Here is an 18,423-nt window from a genome sequence, read left to right on the forward strand (position 1 = left end):
GCTAAATAAACTAAAGCTATTGATCCATAATTCGTGATTGCCATGATTCGGATTGGAAATTGGAAGCTCCGTTATTGGATTCTGACAGGTTATGCAATTCCACTCGGTGCGATCGCCCTCTCAACGATCTTAACTGCAATCAGTTTGAATGCGGTGCAACAGCGTAGCCATACCTTAGAATTGTTTAATCGGATTGAATATCGCATTGCCCGAATTTACACAGATGTTAAAAATATTTCCATCCTGACGCGAGGATATCTACTCTCCCAGGAATCTCAAGTTCTCGATAGCATTACTAATTTGCGAGAGGTTTATACGAAGGATTTGGATCTTTTAGAAGAATTGATGGCCCAACAGGGACGGGAAGGAGAAGTGCAAGAAATTCGCCAGTCGATCCGGTTTCTGAGAAGTGCGAATAATCAACTCTTAGACACAGCCCGTGGGGGAGATGTGGAGGGGGCGATCGCCGCCTGGCGGAGCGGAGTGGCACGTGAGGAAGCCGAAGAATTGTCTGAACAGGTACAACGGCTATTCGAGCGCAATAATGATTTGACGGGGCGTGCAAGTCAGGAACAGGCCAAAGCCATTCAAAGACTTTCATTTTCAATTTGGGCGATCGCCTTTTCAGCGATATCCCTTTCCTTATTAGCCGCCTGGAGAACCTTCCAGAGAACCACTCGGCAAATGGACGCATCCGCTCAGGCGATCGTCCATTCATCGGCGGCGATCGGAGAAACCGCAACCGTACAAGAGCAAAACACCCAACAACAAGCCAGCTCGATTCGAGAAACTGATATCACCATGGGCAATCTGCGCTCAAGTTCCCAGCACTCTGCCCAACAAGCTGCCTCTGCACAGACAGAAGCCGAGCAAGCCCGACAATTGGCTGAACGGGGACGACAAGTTGTCGCCCACACCCTAACCCAGATGATGGAACTCCAAAAACAGGTCACAGCCGTCACGGAAGATATTAACGGGTTACGAGAGAAAACCGCACAAATTCAAACCATTTCCGATTTAGTCGGCGAATTAGCCGAACAAACCAATATGCTGGCCCTAAATGCCGCCGTAGAAGCAGTACGAGCAGGCGATCGCGGTCGTGGGTTTACCGTGGTTTCTGAAGCCATTCGCAACCTTGCCGATCGCAGCAAAACATCCGCCTTAGAAATCAGCGCTTTGATCGCCGATATTCAAAAAACCACCGGTAACACCGCCCAGAGTGCCACAGCAAGCGCTCGATCTGCCCATTCAGGAGTCGAAAGTATGCGGGAAACAGCCGAAGTGTTTCAAGGTGTGACCATCGCCGTGGAAAAAATTGCCACCAACAGCCAGACCATTGCCATTCACCTGCAAGAGCAAGCCGCCGCGATCGAACAAATCTCAGTCGCCATGACCGATCTCAAACAAACGGCACAGCAGACAGTACAAGGCATTCAGCAGGTTAAAGTTGGGACACAACAATTAAATGCGGCGGCCGTCGATCTGCAAGCATTTGTCTGACCTCAAGGGTTGACATCAATCAAAAATTTTCACCACTATGATTACCAATCATCATAGGGTGGGCAGCAGAAGGGAGCTATGGACTTGGAGAAGGCGCGGGAGCCGGTGCTGGGGAGGGAGAAGGAGAAGGAGAAGGAGAGGGGGATGGTGTCGTGCCTGGAGAGGGGGATGGTGTCGTTCCCGGCGTTGGGCTAGGTGTCGTTCCCGGTGTGGGTGTCGGAGTAGGAGCAGGAGCAGGAGATGGGTCATTATTCAGGTTGGTATCAACGGTAAACACATCCGTGACATTATCTCGGAATTGTCGCCAAAACAGCATGAAGGTAAGGACATCTTGAAACGGCTGGGTAATCCGAGTCAGGGTTACGCTCAATCTAGATAATAAGTTGCGATTCACTACGATAATGTCATTATCTAGCAAGCGAATATTTTGGGACACATCCCCTAATATGGCACTACGAGCATTAATGATTTTGCTCACCACTCGTCCCTGTTCTTGATCGAAGCGAATGACCCCGACTTTACTCAGTCTCGCTTCTTCAAAATTGGGCCCGATCGCCGTAATCGCATCGGCAAAGGTACTGCCATTGGGTAAAGTAATTGTCCCCACATTGTTAGTCGTATGGCGTACCACATCAATATTAATCGTGGGTTGAGATAAATTTGATTCTGCGGCTAACTGATGATCGTAGTCGAGATCCTGAAAATCAATTTTAGGGACAATAATCACATCCCCATCTTCAATCCGCAGGTCTTGGACTCGTTGCCCATATTTGAGGGGAGTGAGCAAATCTACCGAAGCTTCTAAGACTGAACCATCCAATAAGGTTCGCCGAATAATAATATTACGCAGGTCTGCCGATTGAGTAGATCCCCCAGCCTGAACAAGAGCATCGGCCACTAAAGGAATCGGATTACTAGGGAGAGCATAGCTTCCCGGTTGAAAGACTTCACCGGTAATAATCGTTTCAACAGGTCTCCGATTGCCCAGAGTGACCAAGACATTGGGTTCAATCACAAATTGATTTAAGCCAAAGCGTAGTTTTTCTTCCAGTTCGGGGAGAGTTAAACCTTTAACGGCCAATCGTCCCATTAAGGGGACAATAATATTCCCCTCTAAATCAATCAGAGCTTGAAAATTGAGATCGGGAAAATTGCTGACATTAACCGTAATGGAATCTCCGGGGCCTAGGCGATAAACATCAAATTCTGGAGGAGGAGCGGTAGGCAATTCGTTATCGAGTTCCAGAGTTTCCCCTCGGTTTCTCAGTCTCTCTCGTGCGTCTTCTAGCAGTTGATCGACGGAGGTCGGTTGATCGATATCAATGGGTGGCAGTTGTCCCCTGGCCTGAGAAGGGAGGAACAATCCCATCGCTAATGTCAAATTAATAGTAATGTGGAAATTCCGAGAGTTAGCCATAGAGAATTTATTGCACAGGGGATTGAGTAAAGACGGTTTCCATGAGGGTGGTTTGGATGGTTTGCACCAGAGACTGGGAAATGTCTTCAACGTCCTCTAGATCTCCTAGATGTTCCATCGGAATCATCATCGAAACGGCCATCCAAGGGGCCCGATCGCCTCGTGTTTGGGCTAGGCGATCGGCCATAAACCAGTTGACGGGAGCCGGATTTCCGCCAGTGGGCCAAGCATACCATTGCACCACAGCAAAGGTTTGCACCGGATTCCAGCCGCGAAAAAACCGCGATCGCACCCTTACTTCTTCACCAGAGGGAGTCTTCACTTCCCAAGTCTTCATTTGATAAGAATCCGTTTGCCAATCCCTAAAAATCTGTTGCACAAACCCATTCACATCGACCCATTCCACCCTGGGTTGGTCTAGGTCAGAATTTTGGATTAACAGCAACAGCAGTACGGGTTTTTCCCAGTTTCCCTCAAGTTGCTGATAAGACCATCGATGACCCCCCAGACGAATCTCCATCTGCTCGATGGTTTCCCAACCGGAAAGGGTTAATCCATTGTTGCGGACTTGTCGCAGCTCTTTTAAGGCCACTACTTTGGGGGGAGACTGCCATTGCCACGATCCATTGAAGTATCCCGGAATCGCACCTATGGCTAAAATGACTACCATAAAGCCGAGCAATACCCATAGGGGCCAAGACCGTTTTCCCGTTTTGGGGGGAGGCCCATCATTCATCGGAGTTGAGGGATTCAAGGGTTTCATCAGTCTCTTCTGAGTCTAAATAGTCGTCACGATTGAGCCAGTTCAAAAAAAGCACCACCATACCTAACATGCCTGCGGAATATAAATCTCCGCCCCAACTTTCATGTAACCAATGAAATACGGGGTCATTGCCTGTGCCATGAAAATAGGTGAGTAGGGCATTACGGATAATATTGGCCACCACGCTAATCACTACCGATCCGGCTAATAAGGAAATGACTTTACGCCCAGAGGCGATCGCCCCCGTCCAATAAAGCAGCATTAAGGCCACATAGAGACTGGTAAACAGCATTTTCAAGCCCGCGCAGTGGGGCGCAACTTCCACCAGTCTGCCCCCAGTGGACAGATAAATACCATTAACCGTCACATCCATTCCCACGATACCAGAGAGGATAAATCCCGCCATGGTAGAAATAAAGCTTTGTAAGGGCAGAATATAAGGCTCGATTAGATAGGGGACTTCTGTGGGGGTGGCTAGGGCAACTAAAATCAGGGGAAAGGTTTGGAGTTTGAGACCGGGAATCCCTTTTAGCCAGAGACAGACTCCAATCAACATTAGGGGAAAGGAGAGATTAACCAAATCGGGTAATCCGGTAATGTAGAACACTCCACCGAGTCCCAGGAAAACGCCGCCTAGGGGATGGAAATTGTCTGGCAGTTGGGCCCATTGCTGGCGTTTTTCCCAGAAGGCAATATAGAGGGCAAAGGGTAGGCCGATTAATCCATGACTAAAATATTCATGTTCAATACTGATACTTTTATTAATCCAGCCGTCATACCAATGGAAAAGTAAGGGCCCATAGAGCAGGATAAAGAGGGCTAGAAGGGCATAGTTCACCCAAGATTTGGGGATGGAACTGGGAAAAGCAGAGGGTTGGGTCATGGTTTTATGCTCGGAGAGGGTTTTAAGAATTGATACATTCAGCGATCGCCTCAACGACTCGTTGCATTTGTTCTGAGGTAATCCCTGGAAACATGGGTAGAGAGAGGATCGACTCGCACAGTTGTTCGGCTTCTCGAAAGTCTCCCGCATGATAACCCAGATGGGTATAAGCGGGTTGCAGATGGCAGGGAATGGGATAGTGAATACCGGTTTGAATGTTGGCGAGCTGGAGTTTTTCTTGTAGGGTATCCCGGTTAATTCCACTCTTTTCTAAGAGGCGAATCACATAGAGGTGATAAACATGGCCTGAGCCACTGAAGTTGGCGATCGGGACAATACCAGATTGGGCTAAGGGGGCGAGCAGGCGATCGTATGCTTGCGCCGCTTGATTGCGCTGTTGGTTCCAGCTCTTCAGGTGGGGTAACTTGACATTGAGAATCGCCGCTTGGATGGTATCTAAACGGCTATTGGTTCCCAGTTCCGTGTGGTAATACTTGCGCGGCGCTCCATAGTTTCTCAGGCTTTGCATGGTTTGGGCAACCTCTGGATCGTTGGTTAACACCATGCCCCCATCCCCAAAAGCCCCTAGATTTTTACTGGGATAAAAGCTATAGGCAGCCGCTTTGCCCACGGAACCTGCTGTATAGCCTTCTCGATGAGCTAAATGCGCTTGGGCGGCATCTTCAAAGATAAACAGGTTATGGGTTTGGGCAAAGTCTAGGAGGGCCTGCGGGGAGACCATTTGACCGTAGAGATGAACGGGCAAAATGGCTTTAGTTTTGGCAGTGACCAACTTTTCGGCCGCTTCGAGATCGATTAGGGCGCTCTGGGGGTCACAGTTGGCTAAAATAGGGGTTGCGCCTGAATGTATAACCCCGATTAGGGTGGCGATGAAGGTGTTGGCCGGTAAGATGATTTCGTCTCCGGGTTGGATGCCACAGGCTTTGAGTCCGAGGGCGATCGCATCGGTTCCACAAGCAACTCCAATACCATGCTTAACTCCGGAGCTTTCGGCAAAGGCGCTTTCAAAGTCTTTGACTGCTTGACCCATGATAAAGTCGCCTTGTCGCAAGACGGCTAACATGGCTCGATCGAACTCAGTTTTCAGGGGCTGGTGTTGGATCGAGAGATCCACAAAGGGAATAGTTGCAGAGGATGGGTTCATTCGCTAATGACGATCGCAAGTTTAATCTTTTTCGAGTTTGGCATTAACGGATAGAAAGTGGCAAATCACTGAAGTGGGTTAGGTGCTGAGATCAAATTTTATCGTTCTGGGGAGAGTATTGTATGGACTATAAAACTGCCTGTGAGTTTGCGATCGCCCAAGGGTTACCCACGGGTGAAAATCCCGATGCCTTTTTGCTCCGCCTGCGAGCCGGAGAGCCACCGGTTCCCGGACAAGTTACTTCTTTGTTGTTGGCACTCAGTATTATTGCTGAACAATCCCAGGAGCAGCAACTCTTAGATCGCCGTTTGGTTTGTGCCCTGCATCAGTTAGCCATGGACTCTCGCCAAGCCTTCCTGGAGTATAAACAGTCGGGTGTCATTTGGCCGCCCTTATTAGACCAGGATCTGACTCGGATCGCGATCGCCGTGCGGAAAGTCTTTATCCCAAAACCGGCGATCGCCTTGAAACCTAGCAAATAACAGTAATTCCCCTCCGTTGCACTCCAATAAACCCAGCAAAAGATTCACTTATTGTTAACCTAATTTTGACAAAATCTTGATGAAAAACATCAGGATCTATGGTAAATCGATCCCTTCCCCACACTACTGAAATCACCCCTGACCCGTGATCTAGATAACAAACCTTCAACAATCGACAATTTTCTTTACTTTCTGCTACCATTAAAAGTAGCGCTCTCTAATAGGTGTTAAGAAGAAAATTGAACTATCCTCCCTTAACTGGATACCCCTGGCAAGGCTTGTGGTATCTAGACCTAAAACTCAAGCGTAGACGTAAATGTGACCCCACAATCTCCTGGGTGGATAGCTGTGAACCCCCTAGTTTGATTTGACCGGTCTGTAACTGCTAGGTTTGCCCCACCCTCAACTGAAGTTGGCAAACTGGGCCGGTCAATCAGCTAAGTTCATCCTAAACATTGCCTCTTGGAGAGAAAACCCCAAGGGAACTCGACGGTTATTTAGCTGCTCAAATCTCAAACCTTATAAGCTTTAAAGCTCTCGAAAAACACAGGGATAAAAACCCAAAACCAGCTAGAAACCAATCTCTAGACATAACGTTTTGGGCAATTTTTGGAATAATTATAAAAAAGCCCTGCAAGTGATAACCCCTCCAAATTTGGGATTGAATTGACCTGGAAATTCTCAAAATCTGGATTCAAGAAAGATAGAGAACCGGTATCCCAATCAAGCAGATTAGAACATAGGAGAATCCATCATGTCTCGCTTACTCAAACACAAAATTGCTCCCGCACCTTTACCCACAGAAATTAGCGTAGTCGATCTGATTGATGGCTACTTTACCGCCTACAACTCAGCACGACTGCGGGAAATTTGTCACCTCCTTACCCAGAAAGTGATGCAACCGGGGGTAACCGTTGGTGTCAGTCTTTCCGGAGCCATGACTCCCGCCGGATTTGGGGTAGGCATTCTCGCGCCCTTAATGCGGCAAGGCTACATTGACTGGATGATTAGTACGGGGGCCAATTTATATCACGATCTCCATTATGGTTTGGGCATGAGCCTCTATGCAGGCAGTCCCTTCTTAGATGACGTGAAATTGCGAGAACAGGGACATATCCGCATCTATGACATTGTGTTCGATTACGATGTCCTCTTAGAAACCGATACCTTTATCCGCCAGACCTTGAAAGCACCCGAATTCCAAAAACGGATGGGAACGGCTGAATTTCATTATCATTTAGGGCGGTATATCTGGGAAATTGAACAGCGTTTAGGCATTGAAAATCCTTGCTTACTCTCAACTGCCTATGAATGTGGCGTTCCCATCTATACCTCTTCTCCTGGGGATAGTTCCATCGGCATGAACGTGGCAGCTCTAGCTTTAGAGGGATCGGAGTTAATGCTCGATCCAGCCATTGATGTAAATGAAACCGCAGCCATTGTCTATGGCGCTCGCAATTCTGGTATTCCCGATGTAACCGGTAGAAGTGCTGCGTTGATGATTGGGGGGGGTTCGCCGAAAAACTTCCTGTTGCAAACTCAACCACAGATTCATGAAGTTTTGGGGTTAGAAGAGCGCGGCCATGATTATTTTATCCAGATTACGGACGCTCGCCCCGATACTGGGGGATTATCGGGAGCAACCCCTTCAGAAGCGGTGAGCTGGGGGAAAGTAGACCCGAACGAATTGCCCAATAGTATTGTCTGCTATACCGATAGCACGATCGCCTTACCCTTGATTAGCTCCTACGTGAGCAAACAATCTACCCCTCGCCCCCTGAAACGACTTTACGATCGCCGTCAGGAATTGTTAGACCACCTGAAAGCCGATTATCAGGCGCAACAACAGGCTCCTGGGGTGGCTAAACCGAAAGAAATGAGTGCTGCTGCTCCGGTGGCGACTTATCCTTGCGGCACTCCTATCCGTAAATAACGTCACCCTTTAAAGAATAACCTTATTCTTCACCCTAGTCCTTCTCTAGAAAATAGAGAAGGATTTTTTTATGTTATGGGCTTAAGACCCATTCCCGTTTTTCAGATATTCAAAAACGGATTTATCGCCAATATCTGGGGGAATGGGTTGGATCAGTTTTCGGCCGGCAAAAATCAGAAATAGGATGCTCCAGGTGGCTAACATGATTTCTTGGGCTTGGACGGGCAGAGTTCCAAAGAGAACACCGAGTAGGAGAATCGGAACTAGGGGGGTGAGAAGTTTGGTTTCTAGACGATGGAAACAGAAGCCTTCTTTGAAGTAAATTCCGGTGAGGGCGGCAAAGGTAAATCCAATACCGAATAGGGTAAGCGGTTGAGTATATACCGTCAGGGCAAGGGGTTGGGCGCTGTTGAAGGTGAGGACGAGACCCGAAATTGTGCCCACGATCAGAAACAGTTGCAAGAGGCGATGGAGGAGGGCCATATAAATATGGATGGTGAGTAGGCTAACCCCTAATGCGAGACAGAAGAGGAAATAGAGGGGGGTGAGCCAGGATAGGGTTTCGGGATTATGATTGGGCCAGAGGGTGACGGTAGTGGCGATCGCCATACAGACAGCAGCAACCGTTAACCCACCCCGATAAATAATCACCCCTTGGCGATCTTTTGGGGTAATCGTAAAGCTACCAAATTGACCTTGATAAACAGGAGATTGTGCGTTAGTCATGATCGCAAGAAACTAAAATACAAGGGCCAAACATTCAAATCAAGTCTATGCCACCGGTTCACCTTAGTTCGGCAGTGAATCTTCTAAAAACCATCGGTTCATTATTTATTTTATGGGGGCGGTGGGACTTGAACCCACACGACTTTTAAGGTCAACGGATTTTCATTCTCCCACAGCTTTCGCTGTTTCCTTGAGACGTTGCTCGCCGGTTTTGAGAATTGGACCCTCCCTTTACCCTCGTCTGAATACGTTAGGGTAGCTCCCGTCGGGCCTCTGCACCTTCCTTCGACAATCGATCGAGGGTCGCCTCCTCAATCTTTGTCTTCGGCTTGGCTCAGGATTGCCTTGTCTGTCACCAGATTTAGGTTTCCCTGAGTTTGAGAGCTTCCACTTAGCAAATTTCTCTGCTAAGGCTCAGTTTTCTAAGTCCGTAGCGTCTACCATTCCGCCACGCCCCCCCACTTAAGTTAAGTGTAGGATGGTGAATTTTATCTTTCACACAATATACAATTAGAACACAAATCCCCAGTTTTGGCAAGTCTCTAACTAAAATCGGCAGGAAAAGTCCGGGATGGAGGATGGCCAGCGTAACCGGTCTAAAAGTGGTATGATCTCTCTGGATCATTCGCTTTTAAGTATAGCTAGATGGACATTATCACCTTACTGGTCTACGGAATTTTAGGAGGAACCTATCTCCTAGTCTTACCGGCTCTGATCTACTTCTACCTCGATCGCCGTTGGTATAGTGCTAGTTCCATCGAACGGTTATTGATGTACTTCATGGTCTTTTGGTGTTTCCCAGGCATTCTCCTATTGGCTCCTCTGATTAATCTGAGACCCAAACCCCGACAAATCACATAAACATCCTGGATTAAAGGTAAGCAGAACGTGCGACGAATTGATGTCATTGTCATGAGTGTGGCCCTTTTCGCCACTGGTGGTTTAGTGTATGGGCTGTTTCAACTGTTGGGGTTAGATAGCCTGGAGGCTGGCCGTTGGAGCCAACTGATCCTCATCGGTGGAGTTTTGGTTTGGGTGTCTACCTATTTATTCCGGGTGGGAACCCAAAACATGACCTACAATCAGCAACGTCGTGACTATGAAGAGGCTATGCTGCAAAAACGGTGGGAATCCTTAACTCCGGAGGAGAGAGCCAAACTCGAAGCCGAGGTAGCCTCAGAATCCGATCCTTCTATCTCCCCTGATAACTGATATTACTGTTATGACCCATGCGATTACCGAGTGTTTTGGGCGATTGCGATCGCAAAACACTCCAGCGTTAATTCCGTTTATTACTGCTGGCGATCCCGATTTAGAAACCACAGCTCAGGCTCTGCAAGTTCTCGATCGCCAAGGGGCGGATATCATTGAACTGGGAGTGCCCTATTCCGATCCCTTGGCTGATGGCCGAGTGATTCAGGCAGCAGCTACCCGCGCCCTAAAACGGGGAACCCGTCTAGAGTCGGTACTAGAATTACTCGGCCAAGTTAGCCCCAAGTTGAACGCTCCGGTAATTCTGTTTACCTATTACAATCCCATTCTCTATCGGGGAATTGACCGCTTTTTAGATGAAATTAGTCAAGCGGGAGCCTCTGGCTTAGTGGTTCCCGATCTCCCCCTAGAAGAAGCTGCATGTATCTTAGAACCGGCGGCTGAACGGGGGATTGAGGTAGTGTTATTGGTTGCGCCTACCAGTTCATCCGAGCGGATTCAGGCGATCGCCCAAAAGTCCCAAGGCTTTATCTATTTGGTCAGCGTCACCGGAGTCACGGGAGTCCGTAGCCAAGTCGCCACCAGGGTTCCCAATTTGATCCAACAGATTCGCCAAGTCACGGATAAACCCATTGGAGTCGGATTTGGCATTTCCCAGCCCGAACATGCCCGGCAAGTGGTAGATTGGGGATCGGATGCCGTGATTGTCGGCAGTGCGATCGTGCGGCGATTAGCAGATGAGGGGATCGACTCGGTAGGCCAGTTTTGCCAGAGCTTGAAACAAGCAATGACTAAATAATCGTACTCCTCGATCTATAGATGGATATCATTTCTGCTTCTGAACCCATCGATCAAACGGGCAACTTTAAGTACCAATCGACAAAAGTTTTTGATGGCTTTTCCACCTGCTTTCGACAGTGGCGATCGCAAGGTTCCCATTGTCAGTTTTTGCATGGCTATAGCGTCTCCTTTAAGGTTTGGTTTGCAGGAGACTTAGATCGCCATGATTGGGTATGGGACTTTGGAGGAATGAAAACAGCCAAGACTCAAATTGATGGCATGAGTCCTAAAGACTGGATGCATTATATGTTCGATCATACGGTGATTGTGGCAGAAGATGACCCCCATTTACCCAGTTTTTATGCACTGCAAGAAAAGGGAGTCATTCAACTGCGAGTGCTTCCCGCAGTCAGTGCGGAAAAATTTGCCCAGTTGGTATTAACCAAGCTGAATCAATTTGTGCAAACGGAAACTCAAGGGCGAGTCTGGGTTAAGCGTGTTGAATTTAGGGAACATGAGCGCAATTCTGCCGTAGTTGAGGTCAATGAGCGCTAATTAATCCCCTATAAAGGAATCATATGACTGTAAGAAGTTAGGAGTTCATCACTCGATAGGTTGGCTTGTTCTTCTTGGGGACTCCAAAGCAATTCAAACACCATAAGATACTCCGGAGAAATAGCCCCCAAACGTCCCAAAGTTTCTCTTAACGCTTCCGAGGTTTGGATATCTTTGAATAGGGGTTGATCGTCGGCCGTTCCTACTAATAACGTCACAACCACATAAGAACCGGGATCGGATAATTCCTGACTCAAAGTCGCAAGTCTTTCTTGCACTGAACCGTTGACATTAACTAGAGTTTCAGCCGTGAATTTACTCCTCTCTTCTAAAGAGAGTTGTTCAAATACCTGCTGTGCCTCTTCGCGAGAATTGACTGTTTGAGAACTGGAGGCGACATAAGACCAGCGATCGCTCCTTCGCATTAACGCCAATGCTCCCTCTTGCAGCATATCAACTAACCCTTCCTGGCTCTCGGTATCCCCCTTCACCGTTAACTCGGTTAACTGTCCCTGAAGATCCCCTTCTGGAGCCAATAAAGCCACTTGTAGCTTACTCACGGTTACAATATCATTCTCCAACTCATTGCCACGAGAACGACGGCTGAAAATTAAATAGGCAATCAATACACCTCCCCCAATAATGAGTAACCAGAACAAAAACCCGATCCAGTTGGATCGAGAAGTCCGACGACTGGCATAAACTGCGCCAGCCGTAGCCCCATCCGATTGGCGATCCGAATGAGTCGCAGCAGGGGCATGATTTAACGGCTCAGAGGACTCGAAATTGCTGCTAGAGGGCGGTGGCGCAGAAGAGCTAGGGGGGGGATCGGTTCTGGGGGTAATGTCCTCAGCTATCGGGCGATCGCCCGATATAGGAAGAGGTACAGGAACGGGAACGGGAACCGGTATCACCGGTCTCGGTGGTGGCGGTGCAGAGCGAACTGGTGGGGGTGTAGGGGTAGAACGGGGAGCAGTAGATGGAGGAGCAGAAGGTTTCGGCGAAGCAAACGATCCCCCCCGTACTCGTCCCCCTGTACTACTGCCCCTATTAGAAGGACTTTGGGAAGCCGAAGGTTTAGGTTTAGATTGAGTCGAAGAAGAGCCAGAAGTGGGCGTTTTTTGTAGAGAAGGTGTAGAACGCGAAGAACTGCCACTGGAGCGAGAGCGACTGGAACTGCCTGAACTCCGAGAGCGGGAAGAACCGCCACTGGAACTAGAACCCCTAGAACGGGAGCGACTGCCACTCGATCGCGAAGGAGAGCTAGAACCAAACGATCCGCCCCGCGATCGCCCCCCGCTCCTCCTGGCTAGAGCCTCCGTACCGATCTCAAATTCTGTATGCAGCAACGACTCGGATACCGAAACCGGAACCCCTTGAATCATCAACCACAAGGCGATCGTACTCACCAAGAACCGTAACTTAGCATTTAGGCCCATCTTCACCCTACCTTCTGAAGTACATTATCTCCAGTGTGCCTTTTTCATCCCCTAACTGTCGAATGGGGAATGAGCGATAATTAAAGTCTGAGTTACCCTTGTTTGTCCTACTGATTACCTATTACCTATGAACACCCGTATTGGAATCGTTACGGCCTCAGACCGGGCTAGTGCCGGAGTCTATGAAGACCTCTCCGGAAAAGCGATTATTGACCGACTCACCGCATACCTCACCAGTCCCTGGGAACCCCTCTATGAGGTCATTCCAGACGACTATGAGACAATTGAAACCACCCTCATCTCCCTAATTGATGAGCGTCAATGCTCCCTCGTCGTCACCACCGGAGGAACCGGCCCCGCTCCTAGGGACGTAACCCCGGAAGCCACGGAAGCGGTCTGTGACAAAATGCTCCCCGGATTTGGGGAACTGATGCGCTCCGTTTCCCTGCAATACGTTCCCACCGCTATCTTATCCCGACAAACCGCAGGCATTCGCGGCAGCGCCTTAATTGTCAATCTTCCCGGTAAACCGAAATCCATCCGAGAATGTCTCGATGCCGTATTTCCCGCCATTCCCTACTGCTTAGACTTAATTGGCGCACCCTATCTAGAGTGTAATTCAGATGTGATTCAAGTCTTTCGACCGAAAAAGAAGTAAGTTAATTATTAATTATTAATTGTTCAATGTTCAATGATTTCCTTCCATTCTCCTTGTAACGTAAATCCTGCCCAATAAAACGGAGCTTTCCATTGAGTCTCCTTTTGCATCTCTAGTTGGGCCTGTTGCAAGGCTTCTGTGGGGGATAATTGTTCTTGCCACATCAACCGATAAAAACGAATCATCATTTCTGCCGTTGCTGCGTCGTCCACATTCCACAAACTAACCAACACCCTAGGTGTACCCGCATACATAAACCCTCTGGTTAATCCGATTAAGCCTTCTCCTTGAATTTCTTTCCCCAGTCCGGTTTGGCAAGCGCTGAGGACGACTAAATCGGCGGCTAAATCTAAGTTATAAATGTCATGGAGGCGCAGAAATCCATTGCTGGGATTGCCTTGTTCGTCGATTAAGGACAGCACTAAACCCGACAATTCGGGATTGACGCTGTTGAGAATGCCGTGGGTGGCGAAGTGCAGAATGCGATACTGATTTAAGGGAGTCTGGGTCGTGAAAGCATAATTGGCTTCAAAATCAAAGGCTTGAATCTGTTGGGATTCTGGGATTAGGGAGGCGATCGCTTCTGCTTCTGTACGAGTTCCTGGAAGCCGTTGGAGTTGAAGTCCTACATCGCCTGCTGCACGGGGAAGTAAGGAAATGGGATCGGAGGGTGAGGAAGAATGACGATCGGGCAACCGTTCGTCATCTCGACTAAACACTGGATCGGCAATAATCGCCAATTGTTGAGGTGCGCTTTGCCCTTGGGCAAAATCTTGGCGCAAAATGGCTAGGGTAGAGAGGGAAGGAAGATGGATAAGTTCGTAAGCTTGGACTAAGTGGCTCAGGCTGTTCTCTCTAGCATGGGGATTGGGTAGAGCGCTGAAGGGGATGTAATGTAAGGCTCCATCAGCCACGATCGCCAGGCGCTTTTTATGGGGATGTTCTCTGAGGGGTTGAAGAATGAGAGCATTTAAGGCTTCACCAGAGGCGATCGCGCTTTGGGGTTGGCGACGAGCGCGAGGATGGCCAATATCGCTCCGAAACTGTCTGGCTTTTTCTTCAACCTCTTCCCGCGAGGGCAGAATATAGGAGGTTAAGCTCTCTTGAGTAATGGCCCAGAGAAAGCTGCGTTCTTCACCCAAGGCGTATTGTAGGACTAAAGTATCATCATCGAGAATTTGTGTCTGAATCTCGTCTAAAGTGACCGGTTCAGGTTGCGTCAGGGCGGAGTAGCTCGGACTTACTTCTCGAATTTTCGTTTGTAGAGCTTTGTATTGACTCAGGAAATATTGGCGTTGTTGTTTGAAGTCCACAACTTGTTCTGGAGTCAATTCTTGTTGAGAGAGAGCCGCTTCCCGTTGGTCTAGGGCATCTAATTGTTGTTGTAAGCGGCGTTCCTGAAGGACTAAATCTGGGTCAACCCCTTTGCGAATATCGGTATTCGCTTCAACCAGGAGTTCTAGGAGGCTTCTCGCGCGAGAACGCTCGTTAATATTCAAGGCTTGCGCGTCGTAGCCTTTGGCGGGGTTTTGTTGGTGTAACTCCATTAACAGGTCGATGTAGAACTGGTAATAAGCCTGTTTGGAGGCAAAAAAGGTTTGTCGCTCTTCGGGGGAGTCTTTCTGAGCGCGGACTTCTTCGATGAGGGCGATCGCCGCTTCAATACGCTGGAGAGCCAGATCCAGATTCCCGCGCTTACGTTCTACCACAGCCAAACCCAAAAGGGCATCGGCCTGAGTTTCTGGGACGGGATCTAATTTCAAAGCATGGTTAAACGCATCCCCAGCTAACTCTAAATTGCCTAACTGAGCATGAACCTGACCCAAATCAACATAAATAAAATCATACCGTCTCTTGGCCACCCTTAAGGACTGATTGAAGAACCTCAAAGCCTGTTGCAAATTCCCCAATTCAACGTGCAGTTGACCTAATTTTCTCAAACTCCCATCTATTTTACCTTGCAAACCATTGTCTTGAAAAATTTCTAGGGATTGTCCATAAAACGCTAGGGACTTTTCCCAGTCTTTCAATCGTTCGTAAACTGACCCTAACTTCTCCAGCGTCTCTCCTTCTCCCCTGAAATATCCAATATTTCGGTAAATTTGCAATGCTTTTTGATAGGAGGACAACGCTTGCTCTTCATTGCCTAATTCTACATAAATATCTCCCATTTTTGACAAGATATTAGCTTCTTTTTGAGGATTATCAATGTTTTGAGTTAACGTTAGGGCTTGTCTGTAAAAATCAAACGCTTCGGGATAGTCCCCCGAACGAAAATAAATGCTGGCACTCCAAGTTAGGGTATTGACCTCTCCTTCAGCAAAATTTCGTTCTTGATACACCCCTCTAGCTTGGTTAAAAAAATCTAATGCCCGTTCAATATCTCCCAGTTCTGCATAATCTTGTCCGACGCGCATTAAGCCAATAACCGCTTCATCTTTGCCGATGTTTTGATAGTGTTGTCGATATTGATTAAATGCGTCTAATGCCTTCTGTGGATTCCCCACCTGATAGCAAACTTTGCCGATTTCTCGAAAAATCTCGGCGCTTTTCATCTGTTTAGACTGGAGGAACTCTTGTGCAGCAATCACAGAACGACTACAAAACTCTATCGCTCGATCTGGTTTTCCAGAATAGGCATGAATTCTACTTTTTCGCAGAAAAATATCTAGGGTTCTTTCTGCTCTAAACGGCGCTTCGGGTTCTTGGTTGTATAGTTCTAAGGCTTGGTCATAAGATGCTAAAGCCTTCTCTAAATTCCCCAGAGTGGTGTAAGTAATTCCTGTGCGGTACAGCGTCCAGGCTTCCCCAGAATGGTCATTATTATCCTGGTAAACTTGCCGGGCTTGGGAAAATAGAAGAATCGCTTTTTCTATATTGCCTAATCCGTAATAAAGTTCAGCTATCCTCCTTAGATTTTCGGCTTCTTTCTTATAATCGCTTAACTGTTGATAAACGGGGGTGGCTTGTTGGTAAAACTCTAAGGCGATCGCCGGTTCTTCTAATTGGATGTAATCGTCACCAATCTCAATAAATGTTATGGCTTTTCTCTCTAAATTTTGGTCTGTTGAGTAAACACGGGCTGCTTGGTTAAACCTTTCTCGTGCGGTTTCGTGGTTTCCGAGTTCGTAGTGAATTTTTGCTAGGGTTCTCAGGTGAAATGCTTCACTGATACGGTCTCCTAATTCACGGTCGATTACAATCCTTTGGCGATAAAATTCTAAGGCTTTTTCTTTGTCTTCTAACTTTTTTTCGTAGATCGAAGCCATGCGGTAAAGGGTTCTGGCTTCTCCAGGGCGATCGCCAAGATGCCGATAAATGTTTAATACACGATCGAGAATTTCTATTCCTTTCTCAAACTCTCCGAATCGATAGAAATGGATGGTGGCAATTTTATCTAAAATCTGGGCTTCTCCTTCTCTATCTCTTGCTTGCTGATAGACTTGAACGGCTTGATTTAAGAGCGTTAGCATTTCTGCTTGACGTTCTCGATCGCCGTAGCGTTCGGCGATCGCCAGCAGAAACGTTGCTTCCCCTTGCAGGTCATTGACCGCTTGATACACTTCTCGTGCTTTGTTATACTGCTCTAGGGCTAGTTCTGTTTGTTCTAAGCGATCGTAGAGTTGACCTACCTTACCGAAAATAATGGGTTGGCGATATTGGAAATCTAATGCTCTCTTTGTATCCCCTAGTTGAGTATAAAACCGACTTGTTTCTGCCAACACCTTCAGTTCTTGGGAATAGTGTTCTAAGGCTTGAGAGGGTTTCCCCAACGCATCATAGATAGTCCCTAAATGATTGAGCATCTCCCCTTGTTTAACCCAATCTCCTACCTGCTCATAAATGTCTAAGGCTTGTTGATACAAGGCTAATCCCTTTTGGAGATTATCGGAGGCAAGATAGCGATCGCCTAAAATTTCTAGAGTTAAGGCTTCTGCACGGCGATCGCCCATCTCTTGTGCCAGACGTAAAGCCTGCTGGTGAAACTGCAATGCTGTAGCTTGATTTTCGCCCCACCAATAGCGAACGATTGTATTTAAAAGCTGAACTTCCTGTTGCTTCGCCCAATCCCTATCTTCTGAGGAAGACGCGCCGATGTCTTGGTAAATTGTCCTCGCTCGATTAAATAAGTCTAATCCCGCTTGCTCATCTAGCCAGGTTAATAAGCGTAATTCAGCTAAATTGCTCAAAATACCAGCTTCTCCCTGGCGATCGCCAATCTCTCGATAAATACTCAAGGCTTGCTGGAATAATTCGTATTGTTCGCTAGGATCGTTCTTGGATTCTCCAATCCAGTTGAGCAACTGTGCTTTAGCCTGTTGTGAGGCAAAGGTTGCGGTTTCAGGAGATTGGCTTAAATCTCGATCAATGGCTAAGGCTTGATCAAAAAATTCGCTGGCTTTCTCCGAATCCCGGTGACGTTGTTGGTTTAAAGTATTCGAGCGACGAGAGTTAACCGAGGTAAAACCATGATGAGCTGCAAATTGCCATTCTTCCTCCCATCGATCGGCATCGGTGTGGTAAATTCTCCCCAGTTGACCTAAAATAAAGGCTCGTTGCAGAGGTTCGCCAAGCTGTTGAGTTAACGCTAAAGCCTCACTGTAACGCTCCCGCGCTGGGGTAATTGCTCCCAACTCTTGATAAATCGAGCCAAGTTTAATTAAAGTTGCCGCTTCCTGCTCTGAATTGCCCACCCTTTGCCAGATTAACCTTGCTTGTTCCCACTTGGCGATCGCCTGTAATTGAGCCGTTAGGGTTGGCTGCTCTCTTAAGCGATCGCCTTCCTCCACTAGGTCTTTTTGGGCGAGAATAGGTCCTGGGTTCTGTTTTGGGGCGATCGCCAAAGATTCGGTTGTAACCAGCAACGTTAACCAGAAAGAAAACCAAAGACGATTCATGTTAGTTACGCA

General features: G+C 47.8%; 15 protein-coding genes. 8 read left to right on the forward strand and 7 right to left on the reverse strand.

Going from position 1 to position 18,423, the window contains the following annotated elements; all coding sequences use genetic code 11:
• The first annotated feature begins 42 nt into the window (after positions 1-42).
• Positions 43-1,500, forward strand: coding sequence for a methyl-accepting chemotaxis protein (locus PJF56_RS01805; RefSeq protein WP_283760922.1), 1,458 nt, complete (start codon positions 43-45; stop codon positions 1,498-1,500).
• Positions 1,501-1,576: 76 nt separating this feature from the next.
• On the opposite strand, the gene PJF56_RS01810 is transcribed toward PJF56_RS01805, so the two are convergent.
• From PJF56_RS01810 to PJF56_RS01825, 4 genes are read right to left on the reverse strand one after another with little or no spacing between them, the layout of a single operon-like run.
• A complete protein-coding gene (locus tag PJF56_RS01810) occupies positions 1,577-2,917 on the reverse strand; it encodes a polysaccharide biosynthesis/export family protein (RefSeq protein WP_283760923.1) in 1,341 nt (446 codons plus the stop codon).
• A gap of 7 nt (positions 2,918-2,924) precedes the next feature.
• On the reverse strand, positions 2,925-3,680 hold the full coding sequence (locus tag PJF56_RS01815; RefSeq protein WP_283760924.1) for a cyanoexosortase B system-associated protein: 756 nt from the start codon (positions 3,678-3,680) through the stop codon (positions 2,925-2,927).
• Positions 3,646-4,563 carry a cyanoexosortase B gene (crtB, locus tag PJF56_RS01820; protein ID WP_283760925.1) on the reverse strand — a complete coding sequence of 306 codons (918 nt, stop codon included), beginning with the start codon at positions 4,561-4,563 and terminating at the stop codon, positions 3,646-3,648. Before crtB ends, PJF56_RS01815 begins: the two co-directional genes overlap by 35 nt.
• A 22-nt stretch (positions 4,564-4,585) precedes the next feature.
• Positions 4,586-5,728, reverse strand: a complete 1,143-nt coding sequence (locus PJF56_RS01825; protein WP_283760926.1) for a DegT/DnrJ/EryC1/StrS family aminotransferase — start codon at positions 5,726-5,728, stop codon at positions 4,586-4,588.
• A gap of 122 nt (positions 5,729-5,850) precedes the next feature.
• On the opposite strand from PJF56_RS01825, the gene PJF56_RS01830 reads away from it, so the two are divergent.
• Together PJF56_RS01830 and PJF56_RS01835 are read left to right on the forward strand one after the other, a co-directional pair.
• Positions 5,851-6,210, forward strand: a complete 360-nt coding sequence (locus PJF56_RS01830) for a Dethiobiotin synthetase (protein ID WP_283760927.1) — start codon at positions 5,851-5,853, stop codon at positions 6,208-6,210.
• A gap of 754 nt (positions 6,211-6,964) precedes the next feature.
• Entirely contained in the window at positions 6,965-8,143 is a 1,179-nt protein-coding gene (locus PJF56_RS01835; RefSeq protein WP_283760928.1) for a homospermidine biosynthesis protein, read from the forward strand.
• An 81-nt stretch (positions 8,144-8,224) separates the two neighbouring features.
• Here PJF56_RS01835 and PJF56_RS01840 read toward each other — a convergent pair whose 3' ends face one another.
• Positions 8,225-8,869, reverse strand: a complete 645-nt coding sequence (locus PJF56_RS01840) for a DUF2301 domain-containing membrane protein (protein ID WP_283760929.1) — start codon at positions 8,867-8,869, stop codon at positions 8,225-8,227.
• Between the two features lie 645 nt (positions 8,870-9,514).
• Here PJF56_RS01840 and ndhL point away from each other — a divergent pair.
• The 4 genes from ndhL to PJF56_RS01860 are packed head-to-tail and all read left to right on the forward strand — an operon-like array spanning position 9,515 to position 11,416.
• The gene (ndhL, locus tag PJF56_RS01845) at positions 9,515-9,730 is read left to right on the forward strand and encodes an NAD(P)H-quinone oxidoreductase subunit L (RefSeq protein ID WP_283760930.1); all 216 of its coding nucleotides are present in this window, start codon (positions 9,515-9,517) and stop codon (positions 9,728-9,730) included.
• Between the two features lie 27 nt (positions 9,731-9,757).
• On the forward strand, positions 9,758-10,081 hold the full coding sequence (locus tag PJF56_RS01850; RefSeq protein WP_283760931.1) for a DUF3007 family protein: 324 nt from the start codon (positions 9,758-9,760) through the stop codon (positions 10,079-10,081).
• A gap of 10 nt (positions 10,082-10,091) precedes the next feature.
• Positions 10,092-10,880 carry a tryptophan synthase subunit alpha gene (gene trpA, locus PJF56_RS01855; RefSeq protein WP_283760932.1) on the forward strand — a complete coding sequence of 263 codons (789 nt, stop codon included), beginning with the start codon at positions 10,092-10,094 and terminating at the stop codon, positions 10,878-10,880.
• 20 nt (positions 10,881-10,900) lie between these two features.
• Positions 10,901-11,416, forward strand: coding sequence for a 6-pyruvoyl trahydropterin synthase family protein (locus PJF56_RS01860; RefSeq protein ID WP_283760933.1), 516 nt, complete (start codon positions 10,901-10,903; stop codon positions 11,414-11,416).
• Between the two features lie 8 nt (positions 11,417-11,424).
• Here the strand turns inward: PJF56_RS01860 and PJF56_RS01865 are convergent, their stop codons facing one another.
• A complete protein-coding gene (locus tag PJF56_RS01865; protein WP_283760934.1) occupies positions 11,425-12,855 on the reverse strand; it encodes a DUF1517 domain-containing protein in 1,431 nt (476 codons plus the stop codon).
• A 127-nt stretch (positions 12,856-12,982) separates the two neighbouring features.
• Here PJF56_RS01865 and mog point away from each other — a divergent pair, with 127 nt between their 5' ends.
• Positions 12,983-13,513, forward strand: a complete 531-nt coding sequence (gene mog / locus PJF56_RS01870; RefSeq protein WP_283760935.1) for a molybdopterin adenylyltransferase — start codon at positions 12,983-12,985, stop codon at positions 13,511-13,513.
• Between the two features lie 23 nt (positions 13,514-13,536).
• On the opposite strand, the gene PJF56_RS01875 is transcribed toward mog, so the two are convergent.
• The gene (locus PJF56_RS01875) at positions 13,537-18,411 is read right to left on the reverse strand and encodes a CHAT domain-containing tetratricopeptide repeat protein (RefSeq protein ID WP_283760936.1); all 4,875 of its coding nucleotides are present in this window, start codon (positions 18,409-18,411) and stop codon (positions 13,537-13,539) included.
• Positions 18,412-18,423 lie beyond the last annotated feature (12 nt).

This window comes from Roseofilum halophilum BLCC-M91 (assembly GCF_030068445.1).
Classification (GTDB): Bacteria; Cyanobacteriota; Cyanobacteriia; order Cyanobacteriales; family Desertifilaceae; genus Roseofilum; species Roseofilum halophilum.

Excerpts from the sequence above, each read along its gene's own strand:
- PJF56_RS01815 (WP_283760924.1), bottom strand. The coding sequence starts at position 3,680 with ATGAAACCCTTGAATCCCTCAACTCCGATGAATGATGGGCCTCCCCCC.
- PJF56_RS01860 (WP_283760933.1), top strand. The coding sequence starts at position 10,901 with ATGGATATCATTTCTGCTTCTGAACCCATCGATCAAACGGGCAACTTT.
- PJF56_RS01810 (WP_283760923.1), bottom strand. The coding sequence starts at position 2,917 with ATGGCTAACTCTCGGAATTTCCACATTACTATTAATTTGACATTAGCG.
- PJF56_RS01830 (WP_283760927.1), top strand. The coding sequence starts at position 5,851 with ATGGACTATAAAACTGCCTGTGAGTTTGCGATCGCCCAAGGGTTACCC.
- PJF56_RS01805 (WP_283760922.1), top strand. The coding sequence starts at position 43 with ATGATTCGGATTGGAAATTGGAAGCTCCGTTATTGGATTCTGACAGGT.
- crtB (WP_283760925.1), bottom strand. The coding sequence starts at position 4,563 with ATGACCCAACCCTCTGCTTTTCCCAGTTCCATCCCCAAATCTTGGGTG.
- trpA (WP_283760932.1), top strand. The coding sequence starts at position 10,092 with ATGACCCATGCGATTACCGAGTGTTTTGGGCGATTGCGATCGCAAAAC.
- PJF56_RS01825 (WP_283760926.1), bottom strand. The coding sequence starts at position 5,728 with ATGAACCCATCCTCTGCAACTATTCCCTTTGTGGATCTCTCGATCCAA.
- PJF56_RS01865 (WP_283760934.1), bottom strand. The coding sequence starts at position 12,855 with ATGGGCCTAAATGCTAAGTTACGGTTCTTGGTGAGTACGATCGCCTTG.
- PJF56_RS01875 (WP_283760936.1), bottom strand. The coding sequence starts at position 18,411 with ATGAATCGTCTTTGGTTTTCTTTCTGGTTAACGTTGCTGGTTACAACC.
- PJF56_RS01840 (WP_283760929.1), bottom strand. The coding sequence starts at position 8,869 with ATGACTAACGCACAATCTCCTGTTTATCAAGGTCAATTTGGTAGCTTT.
- mog (WP_283760935.1), top strand. The coding sequence starts at position 12,983 with ATGAACACCCGTATTGGAATCGTTACGGCCTCAGACCGGGCTAGTGCC.
- ndhL (WP_283760930.1), top strand. The coding sequence starts at position 9,515 with ATGGACATTATCACCTTACTGGTCTACGGAATTTTAGGAGGAACCTAT.
- PJF56_RS01835 (WP_283760928.1), top strand. The coding sequence starts at position 6,965 with ATGTCTCGCTTACTCAAACACAAAATTGCTCCCGCACCTTTACCCACA.